Genomic DNA, 10,775 nt, shown 5'->3' with positions numbered 1-10,775 from the left:
CATTTCTCTTCTTCCATGCCGTCACCCTCAATCAAGCCGATCATTCTCCTGGCCGCCCTGGTCGTGTGCGGATTCGCGCCCGGTGCTCTGGCGCAGGAGTTTCCCTCCACCACCAACGGAGCCGGCACGCTGGTGGACAGGCTGCCCATCCCCCGCGCACGCCCCGCCACCGACGCCGATCTCAGCGCCCCCGCCCCGACCAGCCCCGCCGCGCAAAAGGAGGCGGACAAACGCGCCGCCACAGACACCAAGCCCCTGGGCGTGAACCTGCGCGGCCTGCTGCTCGTGCCCAGGAAAACCAAAGTGCCCGCCAAGGACCAGCGCCAGATTTTTGCCGCAGATCCCTCCCTGCATCTCCCCGCAGGTCTGGCAGACGCCCTGCAGCGCGAGTACCTCGGCCAGCCGCTCAGCATGGCCGTGCTCAACAGCATGGTGCAAAAGATCAACAAAAGCTACCAGGCCACCGACTTCCCGCTGGTGGACGCCTACCTGCCTGAGCAGGACATCACCCACGGCTATGTGCAGATCGTGGTGCGCGAGGCCGTGCTGGGCCAGGTGAAGGTGGAGGGCGCCACCCAGCGCTCCCACCCCGCCTACATGCAGAAGCAGGTCAGCGTGCAGCCCGGAGAGCGCATCGACACGCGCAAGATCTCAAGCGACGTGGCCTGGCTGAATCAGAATCCCATCCGCAATGTGAACGTGATCTACGAGCGCGGCGCCAAGGACGGCACCAGCGACGTCGTGCTCAAGACGCAGGAAAACAATCCCGTGAAGGCCTACGTGGGCTATGCCAACTCCGGCCTGCGCGCCACCGGGCTGAATCAAATCTCCGGCGGCATCAGCATGCTGCAGCTCTTTGGCACCGAGCAGTCGCTCACGTACAACTTCACCGGGAATCAGGAGCTGGACCGGCTGAAGGCGCACGCGCTCATCTGGGACATCCCCTTCCCATGGCGCCACCGCCTGCAGCTTCTGGGTGTGTATGTGGACTCCTCCACGCAGGTGGGCGGGCCTCTGGGAGTCAATGGCCGCAACCGCCAGCTGACCGCCGCGTACACCGTGCCGCTGGCCAGTGCCTGGAGCAAGATGCAGCACAAGGCCACCGCCGCCATCGACTACAAGAGCACCACCTCAGACATCCTCTTTGGCGGCAGCAGCTTCTCCAAAAACACCGCCGAGGTGCTGCAGCTCCGCGTGGGGTACAACATCACGGTGAATGACAAGCTGGGCTTCACCCGCCTGGGCCTCTCCGCCATCTACAGCCCCGGCAACACGCTCGGGCATAACAACTACGAGGCCTTTGACAGCCTGCGCGCCGCCTCCCAGGCCAAGTACTGGTACGCCAAGGGGGAGCTGGACCGCATGCTGCGCCTGCCGCAGGGCTTTTCCATCCTCATGCATGCCGCAGGCCAGCTCTCCACCACACGCCTGCTGCCCACCGAGCAGATGCTGGCCGGGGGCTACCAGACCGTGCGCGGCTTCAATGAAAGCTCCGCACGCGGAGACCGCGGCGTGGTGGCCAACTTTGAGCTGAACATGCCCATGATGCACCTCATGGGGGCCACCGGAAAAACGGCGGACAACCTCAACACCTTTGCCTTTTACGACTTCGCCTACCTCGAAAGCGTGGGCAGCAACGCCTCCGAGCCCAACCTCAACCTGCAGAGCACCGGCATCGGCCTGCGCTACAATCTTGGCACCAACATGGACCTGCGCCTCGCCTACGGCTGGACCCTGCGCAGCACCGGCCTCGTGCAGGCCCCCAGCGGCCGCCTGCACTTCGGCATGAATGTGCGGTATTAGGAACTGCCATGATGCCCCCCATTGGACATGATTGGACGCGGGCACAGCAGGGCACCGCATGCCTGCAATCCCCCGGAGCGCGGGCCTCCGAGCCTGCAGCACTCAGCCAGCCCCCACGGCTCTGCGCTTCACAGCGCGCCATCCCCGTTGCGGGGCACTACCCTGTCTGCCCCCCGCAGCAGGCATCCTCTGACGCTGGTGGCTGCCACCTGCTGCGGACTCGGAGGTTCGCGCTCACTAACCCGCTGCCCCGCACATGAGCCGCAGGAAAAAAAACCGTAGCCTGCGCTTTGAAATGCTCCTGCTCCCGCTGGTGCTGTTTCTTGCGCTTTCCTTCAGCGGCACACGGCTGGGGCAGGATCTGGAAAACCTCACGCTGGACTGGCGCTTTCAGCTCCGTGCATGGTCGGACCCGCCCGCCGCGCCACAAGTCCTCGTGGTGGGCATTGATGAGGACGCGCTGGAAAAGCTGGGCCGCTGGCCCTGGCAGCGCAGCGTGCACGCGCAGCTCATGAAGCTGCTCGACTCACGCCCGCCCTCCGCCGTGGCCTTCGATCTTCTCTTCACCGAGGCCAGCTCCGACCCGGCGCAGGATCAGGAGTTTGGAGATGCCCTCGCGCTCTCTCCCGTCTCCATCACCGCCGCCATGGCACAGAAGCTGGAAAATACGAAGCCGTATGAGAGCGATCTCGCCGCCAATACCAAAGCCATCTCAAACATCGAGGGAGATCAGAGGCTCATCATCGGCGAGGACACCGGACTGATGCCCGTGGGCATCATCGGAGAGAGCTCGCACGCCGGATTTGTGAATTCACCACCCGGCCCCGACGGCGTCCGGCGGCAGATTCCGCTCATCGTTCGTTGCGGCACGCATGTTTTTCCCAGCCTCGTGCTACAGGCTCTGCTGAGTCATGAGGGCGTGGAGACAGACGCCGTCAGTGTCATTCTCGGCAGCAGCATCCAGGTGAAAGGCACCCGCAAGACCTGGAGCATTCCCGTTGATGCCGCCGGGCAGATGACCATCAACTACCGCCACCCGCGCACCTTCAAAGTCTTCCCTTATGCCGGGCTGCTGGGGCAACTGGCCGCGCATCAAGGCGGTGAATGGCCTGCTGAATTTCCGCCCGTCAAAGGTCAGATCCTTTTCATCGGCCAGACGGCTGACGGGCTCTCAGACCTTGGGCCAACTCCTCACGGACCGCAGACGGCGCTAGTGCTCACGCATGCCAACGCCATAAGCAACATCCTCACAGGGGACTACATCCAGCAGCCAGAGCATCTCAAGCTCATCGGCATCTGGATCCTCATCGCGTTCTTCACTATCTTGCCTGTGCGTTTTGGTCCCATCTGGCTGGCGGTACTGGTGCCCACGCTCTTTGTGGGGGCTTATGTTTACTTTGCATTTCATCTCTTCCGCCTGGAGAGCATGCACCTGCCGGTGGCGTGGCCGGTGCTCGGCTTCCTGCTGGTGGAGGGCGGCTCCATCCTGCACCGGCTCATCATCGAGCTGCGCGCCAAAAGCCGCATCACCAGCATGTTTGGCACCTTCCTCGCGCCACAGGTGGTCAAGCAGCTGATCGCTTCTGGAGAGGAACCCAAGCTCGGCGGCGAGCAGGCGGAGATCACCGCCTTCTTCAGCGACATCGCCGGATTTTCCTCCTTCTCCGAAAAGCTCAGTCCCGAGCGCCTCGTCACGCTGATGAACGACTACCTCAGCGAGATGACCGACATCCTGCACGACAACGGCGGCACGCTCGACAAGTTCATCGGGGACGCCATTGTGGGCATGTTTGGCGCACCGCTTTACTTCGAAGGCCACGCCCACAGCGCCTGCACCGCCGCTCTGCAGATGCAGAAACGCCAGCTGGAGCTGCGGCGCAAATGGAAGCATGAAGGCGGATGGCCTGACATCGTGCATCAGATGCAGACCCGCATCGGTCTGAACTCGGGTCTGGCTGTCATCGGCAACATGGGCTCCCGCCGCCGCTTCAACTACACCATGATGGGAGACACCGTGAACCTGGCCGCCCGCAGCGAGAGCGGAGCCAAGAGCTACGGCGTTTATACGATGGTCACCGGAGAGACCAAGACGCTCTCTGAAAAGCACCAGGACGACATCACCTTCCGCTTTCTGGACCGCATCGTGGTCAAAGGCCGCAGCCAGCCCGCCGAGGTGTATGAGCTGGTGTGCTTCACCCAGGACCTCACCCCGGAGATCGAGGAATGTCTCTCCATCTTTGACAAAGGCATCGCCGCGTATCAGGCGCAGAAGTGGGATGCTGCCCGCGCCCTCTTTGAGCGCTCCGCCCGCCGCGAGATGCACAAAGACAGCAACCCCTCCCTTGTGATGATCGAACGCTGCGACGCCATGAAGCTCGATCCCCCGCCCGCCGACTGGGATGGCGTGTATGTGATGAAGACGAAGTAGCCCCGCCGCATTTCCTGCTGGTCTTTTCCCCGGGGCTTTGTGAGAATGCCCCCATGAACACCTTGTCTGCTCCCTTCGAGAGAAAGCCCGTCAGCCGCCGTGAGATCCTGCGTGCTTTGGGCATGAGCGCCGCTTATGCGGCCTTTCCCTCGCTGCATGCCGCTCCTGCGGCTGCGGGAAAGGACTCCCTGCCGATGCAGTTCTACAAGAGCCTCAGCGAGGAGCAGCACGCCAAGATCGTCCTGCCAAGTGACCACGCACAGCGCGGCTACGTGAGCAACTGGTGGTACATCTGCCCGGACCAGCGTCTGCACACCTTTTACAGCAAAGATCAGCAGGATCTGGTGCGGCAGATCTTTGAGTCGCTGCACCATCCCGATTACCGCGAGAAGATGAACTGGCAGGTGCAGAAGGACCTGATGGGGCAGATCAAGAACACGCCCTCCGTGGGATTCTTTGGCACCCCGGCGGATGAGGATTTTGAGTTCATTTACACCGGGCACCATGTGACCCGCCGCTGCCGCGCCAGCTCAGACAAGGGCTTCGGCTTTGGCGGACGCCCCATCTTCTACGGCAACTTTGCCAAGGCCTTCCGCGAGACCAAGGACCACGAGGGCAATCCCTTCTGGTATCAGGGGCTGGTCTTCAATGAATTCGTCCAGGCGCTCGACGGCAAGCAGCAGGAGAAAATCCTGGTGGGCCGCGAGCCCCGGCCAGAGAGCCCGGCCAAGGTGATCGAAAAGCGCAAGACCGACCTGCCCGGCCTGTGCGGTGCGGACCTCAGCAAGGATCAGCAGGCCAAGCTGCTGGAAACCATGCGCCGCATGCTGGTGTGCTTCCGTCCAGATGACGTCAAGGCCACCATGAAGACCATCACGGACAAGAAGCTGGTGGAGCGTGTCTTTGTCTCCTGCTACGGCGGCGTCTATGACATCGGCTCAGACAAGGTCTGGGACACCTGGCAGATCGAGAGCCCGGAGTTTGTGTGGTACTTCCGCGGCTATCCGCATATCCACGGCTACTTCCATCTGCCGGTCTGAGCTGGCGCAGGCACTACTCCTCATCGCAGTCAGGCGTGCGGCCTTCAGCGCCATGCATTTTCCCGGCTTCATCCGGAGTGCTGAGCACTTTGCATACGCACCAGCCAAACAGCAGCGTGACGCTGCCAACGGAGAGAAGCATGACAATGAATCCCGCAGCGGTCATGAGGAGGGTGGTGTGGAATGTTTGTCCAGATTCTGCTCGGCACGGCGGAAGATGACAGAACGTGCCGTGAGCAGGAGAAAAAAGAACGAAAGCACCAGCACCAGAGCCACGCTGAGCTGCGCGGCCAGGCTGGTCTCCACCGGGCGGCCGCCCTTGGTGCCGCCGATTAGGTCCATCACATAGGACGAGGCGCTGCCGAAAGTCAGCGTGTCGAAATCAAAACCGAAGACACTGCTCAGCACCGTCATGGCAAAGATGGTCAGCAGGAATGCCGGGCAGACCCATTTGATGATTCCGCCAAAGAGGCGCGGGATGCGGATGGTGGCGCCGTGGTGCGCCTCCTGCATGCCACGAGAGATGCCCCAGTGCCAGCCGAAGACCAGAGTCTGGATGGTGGCCAGGATGAAGATGAGGAAGGTGCCCACCCAGAAGTCCAGCGTATCCAGAGCCTTGAGGTCCTTGCTGAAGTAGGCCACGAATCCCGTGCCCAGCGTGGTGAGCAGGCCGAGCACTGTCACGCTGACCTTGCGCCCCACATTCATGGCCTCTTCCAGAAAGGCGATGCCCGGCTGCAGCATGGCGATGGAGCTGGTGATGGCGGCAAGAAAGAGCATGAAGAAGAAAGCCCCGCCAAAAAACGCCCCCAGCGGCATCTTGGCAAACACCAGCGGCAGCACGGTGAATCCGAGCCCAAAAGTGCCCTGCCCCGCCACGGAGGCAATGCCGAGGAATGCCACCGCCGCAGGCACCGTGATGAGCCCACCCAGCGCCACCTCGCAGAACTCATTGGCACTGCTGGCGGTGAGTCCGCTGAGCACCACGTCATCCTTCTTTTTCAAGTAGCTGGCATAGACGATGATGATGCCAAAGCCTACAGCGAGGCTGAAGAAGATCTGCGCTGCGGCCGCCATCCACAGCTGCGGATTTTTAAGCTGCTGCCACGGCGAGATGGTCACCAGACGCAGTGCGCCGCCGCTGGCATCCGCCTTCTGTTTGGCGGCAGCGATGGCTGCGCTGCCCACCACCTCAGCCACCATCCGGGCCTCGCCCGCTGCTGGCTGTGTGCGCTCGATCTGCACCTTGCTGGGATTCCACATGTAGCCCAGGCCGTTTACCACGTTGTCATGTGGTCTGGCAGGATCCGGCGCACCGAGGGTGAGCACACGCACCAGCACCACCAGGGCCAGCACGATGAGCATTGGCATGCCGAAGTTGCACATCTTCTCGATGCCGCCGGAGAGGCCGCGGTAGATGAGCCAGAAATTGAACGCAAACACCAGCACGAGCCATGGCAGCGAGGCATCCCAGGAGGTCGCCAGTGCAGCGCCATCAGCAAGCTGGCCGCTCATGCCCTTAAACATGGCCACCGTCTGCTCCGTGGTGGTCAGATCCACGCCGCCAGTCCAGAACTTCACCGCATAGCCCAGGCACCAGGACTCGATGAAGACATAGTACATGTAGATCACCACCGGCACGATCACCCCAATGACGCCCACATACTTGGCCCAAGGTTTGTTCAGGATCACCGCAAAGGCACCCGGCGCGGAGTTGTAGCCCCGGCTGCCAGCATAGCGGCCCATAGCCCACTCCACCCATCCACCGGGCAGGCCGATGATGAGGAACGAGATGGCATAGGCCAGCATGAAGGCACCGCCGCCATACTGCGCCGCCAGTCCTGGAAAGCGCAGGAAATTGCCCAGGCCCACAGCACTGCCTGCCACGGCCATGATGACTCCCAGACGCGATCCCCAGGCTTCTTTGTTTTGCGACATGGCGGCGAGGTTAGGCTAATGGAGCGACACAACAAGGTGGGAGTGCAGGAATGTAAGCTGCCGAATTTTCTTTAAAAGCAGAACTCGCGCCAGCGCCGCAATGTGCGAGCTTGGCTCTGAGCAACGCCATGCGCTCCAACCGACTGCCCATTGTCTTTTTTGCCGCTGCCATCGTCGTCATGGCAGGATCGGTGCTTTGGCTTGTGTGGGAATCCCAATCTGCGGAGTCTTACAAGGCCGACCTTTCCAAGGTCAAGCACACCCTGCATTCAGGCAAGCCAAAGGCTGCGGCACCTGTGTCGAAGGCCCCAGCAGACGCGGCCAAGGCTGCCGAACCCGGGCCTGTCACCACACCGGTCATCGACACGCTCAACATTCCTGGCTCTGTACCCAATGAAGCCTTGCTGACCTTTCAAAGCGCAGAAGCCATGGCGGCTTTTCGTGCACGCGCGTCGGCGCTGGGCCTTGAGGTGCTGGGGTATGATCACAAGCTGCGCATGGTGCGTGTGCGCTTCAAATCACCGGCAGGACTCAACAACGATCTGACGGATCATGCTTCGGACTATGCCTACATCGGCCCGAATCTCATCACACGCATTCCCAATGTGCCAGCTCCTGCGCCGCAGACTGACACTGCCAATGCCGGGGGCAGCGCCCCTTTCCGCACGCAGATGCTCAACGCCATTGGCGCGACAGGAAATCGCTCGGGCTGGGGCAAGGGCGTGACCGTGGCTGTGCTGGACTCGGGAATCACGAATCATCCTGCACTGGCGGGGGTGCAGATCGCGCATTACGATCTGGTCAATGATGGCAGTGCCTTCTACGGTCACGGCACCGCCATGGCCTCCCTCATAGCAGGCAATGACGCCAATGCTGGTGGGGTGGCAGTGGCAGCCAAGCTGATCGACATGCGAGTGGCGGATGGCAATGGCGACAGCAATACGGCGCTCCTTTCCTCCGGCATCATGCAGGCGACGGACCTGGGCGCGCGTGTCATCAACATCAGCCTCGGCGCCACCGGAGATTCGCCGGTGCTGGATGAAGCGGTGAACTATGCCCTGAGTCGTAACGTCGTGGTGGTGGCTGCCGCTGGGAATGAGCAGCTCGACGCCCTCTCCATGCCCGCAGGCATCCCTGGCGTGCTGAGTGTAGGGGCGGTGGATGCCACCGGTTTGCAGGCCTATTTTTCGAACTCGGGCGAGGGGCTGGTGCTTGCAGCCCCTGGGGTGGGCATTATTTCAGCTTACAGCGGGAACAAGCTTGTCATCGGCAGCGGCACCTCGCAGGCCTCCGCCATCACGAGCGGTGTGGTGGCTTATCTACTGGGCAGAGGGTATTATGCACAGAATATCATTCCGCTCCTCACGCGTTCGGCGCTTCCACTTTCCGCCCCTTCGGTGGCTGTAGGAGCGGGACTGCTGCAACTGCCAAAATAGCAGTCATACTGCAGATCTAAAACGTAGAACAGGCGGAGTGGCTACCGGCTTGACGCACGGAACTCCTCCCGCTATTTCCCCCATGGCCCGCAACTACACGCTGCATACCGCGCACGAACCCAGCAATCGCATCGACTACAAGGCGGAGCTGAACGAGCAGCAGCATGCAGCGGTGACGAGTCCTCCCGGGCAGGCGCTGGTCATTGCAGGTGCGGGCAGCGGCAAGACGCGCACCCTCACCTACCGCGTGGCCTGGCTGCTGGACAACGGCATTCAACCGGAATCCATCCTGCTGCTGACCTTCACCAACAAAGCCGCACGCGAGATGCAGGAGCGCGTGCAGGCGCTGGTCACGCAGGACGCCAGCCGCATCTGGGGCGGCACCTTCCACTCCATCGGCAACCGCCTGCTGCGCTACAACGCCGAACGCCTCGGCTACCGCAAAGGCTTCTCCATCATGGACCGCGAAGATCAGAAGGACCTGATGGAAACCGTGCTGGGCAGCAGCGGCATCGACACCACCACCTACCGCTTTCCGAAAGCCGAGGTGCTGGGAGACATCTTTTCCCTCGCTGACAACACGCTCTGCAGCGTGAAGGAGATCATCCACACGCGGTATCCGTACTTTGAAGAGGTGGCCTCCGGCATCATCAAGATGCGCAAGCTCTACCAGGAGAAAAAGCGCGAGACAAACTGCATGGACTTTGACGACCTCCTCGCGCTGACCGTGCAGCTGCTGGAGGAAAACGAGGATCTGCTGGAGCGTTACCGCCGCCAGTTTGAGTTTGTGCTGGTGGACGAGTATCAAGACACCAACAGCCTGCAGTGCCGCATGGTAGAGCTGCTGACCGGGCCTCAGGGAAACCTCATGGTGGTGGGAGACGACGCCCAGTCCATCTACTCCTGGCGCGGAGCGGATGTGACCAACATACTCGAATTCGACAAGCACTGGCCGCATGCCCGTGTGCACAAGATCGAGGTCAACTACCGCAGCGTGCCCGAGGTGCTGAATCTGGCCAATGCCACCATCGCCATGAACCGGGGGCAGATCCCCAAAAACCTGCAGCCTGCGCGTCCGTCCAAAGGCATGCTGCCCGCGCTCGTAGCCCTGGACAGTTCCTCAGCACAGGCATCCTTTGTGGCGCAGCGCATCCTGGAACTGATGGATGAAGGCGTGGACGTCAATGAAATCGCCGTGCTTTACCGTGCGCATTTCCACAGTATGGAGATCCAGATGGAGCTGACGCAGCGCGGCATTCCCTTTCAGATCACCAGCGGCCTGCGTTTCTTTGAGCAGGCGCATGTGAAGGACGTGGCCGCCTTCATGAAATTTGCCGTGAACCGCCAGGATGAAGTCAGCTTCATGCGCATGGTGCGCCTGTGCGAAGGCATCGGCAATGTCAGCGCCGCCAAGCTCTGGCAGGAGTGGCTCAAATCAGACGCCTCCAAGGCCGAAACCATGCCCTGCACCTTTTCGGAAGTGCTCGTGCAGATGAAGGTGCCCAAGAAGGCCAAGACCACTTGGGACCAGTTTGCCTTCACCCTAGATGAGCTCATCGACAAGGAAGGCCGTCCTGTGACTCCACCCATGATGATCCGCAGCATCACCGAGGGAGTTTACGAAGACTACATGAAGGCGAAGTTCAAGAACTACGAGCAGCGTCAGCAGGACCTGGAGCAGCTCAGCAACTTCAGCGACCGCTTCACCGACCCGCTCGAATTTCTCAGCCAGCTCTCTCTGCTCAGCGGCGTGGACACGGACAACAATCCTGCGCAGCAGCAGCAGGATCGGGATGCCGTCACGCTCACCACCGGGCATCAGGCCAAAGGATTGGAATGGAGCGTCGTCTTCGCCGTCTGGCTGGCGGATGGCATGTTTCCGCACAAGCGGGCCATCGACGAAGGCGGCGACAGCGCACTGGAAGAGGAGCGCCGTCTTTTCTACGTGACCGTCACCCGCGCCAAGGACGAGCTGTACCTGACTTATCCGGTCATCAATCACCAAGCCCGGGATGGCGACATCATGATGCGCCCCTCACGTTTCATCGCCGATCTGCCAAAGGATCTGGTGGAAGTGTGGAATGTGAAGAGCGGGTGGTGATGAGCGAGCTGCTTAATGCAACGCACGCC

7 protein-coding genes are annotated in these 10,775 nt (G+C 61.6%); 5 read left to right on the top strand and 2 right to left on the bottom strand.

What is annotated here, in order from left to right:
- The first annotated feature begins 15 nt into the window (after nucleotides 1–15).
- The 3 genes from HNQ65_RS01820 to HNQ65_RS01810 all read left to right on the top strand — a co-directional run bounded on the left by HNQ65_RS01820 (nucleotide 16) and on the right by HNQ65_RS01810 (nucleotide 5,271).
- Entirely contained in the window at nucleotides 16–1,803 is a 1,788-nt protein-coding gene (locus tag HNQ65_RS01820; protein WP_184337762.1) for a ShlB/FhaC/HecB family hemolysin secretion/activation protein, read from the top strand.
- 256 nt (nucleotides 1,804–2,059) lie between these two features.
- Entirely contained in the window at nucleotides 2,060–4,231 is a 2,172-nt protein-coding gene (locus HNQ65_RS01815) for a CHASE2 domain-containing protein (RefSeq protein WP_184337761.1), read from the top strand.
- Nucleotides 4,232–4,293: 62 nt separating this feature from the next.
- On the top strand, nucleotides 4,294–5,271 hold the full coding sequence (locus tag HNQ65_RS01810; protein ID WP_221306014.1) for a DUF3500 domain-containing protein: 978 nt from the start codon (nucleotides 4,294–4,296) through the stop codon (nucleotides 5,269–5,271).
- A 13-nt stretch (nucleotides 5,272–5,284) separates the two neighbouring features.
- Here the strand turns inward: HNQ65_RS01810 and HNQ65_RS01805 are convergent, their stop codons facing one another.
- Together HNQ65_RS01805 and HNQ65_RS01800 are read right to left on the bottom strand one after the other, a co-directional pair.
- Entirely contained in the window at nucleotides 5,285–5,437 is a 153-nt protein-coding gene (locus HNQ65_RS01805) for a hypothetical protein (RefSeq protein ID WP_184337759.1), read from the bottom strand.
- Nucleotides 5,434–7,209, bottom strand: coding sequence for an SLC5/6 family protein (locus HNQ65_RS01800; RefSeq protein WP_184337758.1), 1,776 nt, complete (start codon nucleotides 7,207–7,209; stop codon nucleotides 5,434–5,436). The genes HNQ65_RS01805 and HNQ65_RS01800 overlap by 4 nt, the downstream gene beginning before the upstream one ends.
- Before the next feature lie 128 nt (nucleotides 7,210–7,337).
- Between HNQ65_RS01800 and HNQ65_RS01795 the strand changes: the two genes are divergently transcribed.
- Nucleotides 7,338–8,645, top strand: a complete 1,308-nt coding sequence (locus HNQ65_RS01795; RefSeq protein WP_184337757.1) for a S8 family peptidase — start codon at nucleotides 7,338–7,340, stop codon at nucleotides 8,643–8,645.
- Nucleotides 8,646–8,727: 82 nt separating this feature from the next.
- Nucleotides 8,728–10,746, top strand: coding sequence for an ATP-dependent helicase (locus HNQ65_RS01790; protein ID WP_184337756.1), 2,019 nt, complete (start codon nucleotides 8,728–8,730; stop codon nucleotides 10,744–10,746).
- Nucleotides 10,747–10,775 lie beyond the last annotated feature (29 nt).

This window comes from Prosthecobacter vanneervenii (assembly GCF_014203095.1).
GTDB classification, from domain to species: domain Bacteria; phylum Verrucomicrobiota; class Verrucomicrobiia; order Verrucomicrobiales; family Verrucomicrobiaceae; genus Prosthecobacter; species Prosthecobacter vanneervenii.
This window is presented reverse-complemented; position numbering and strand designations above follow the sequence as displayed.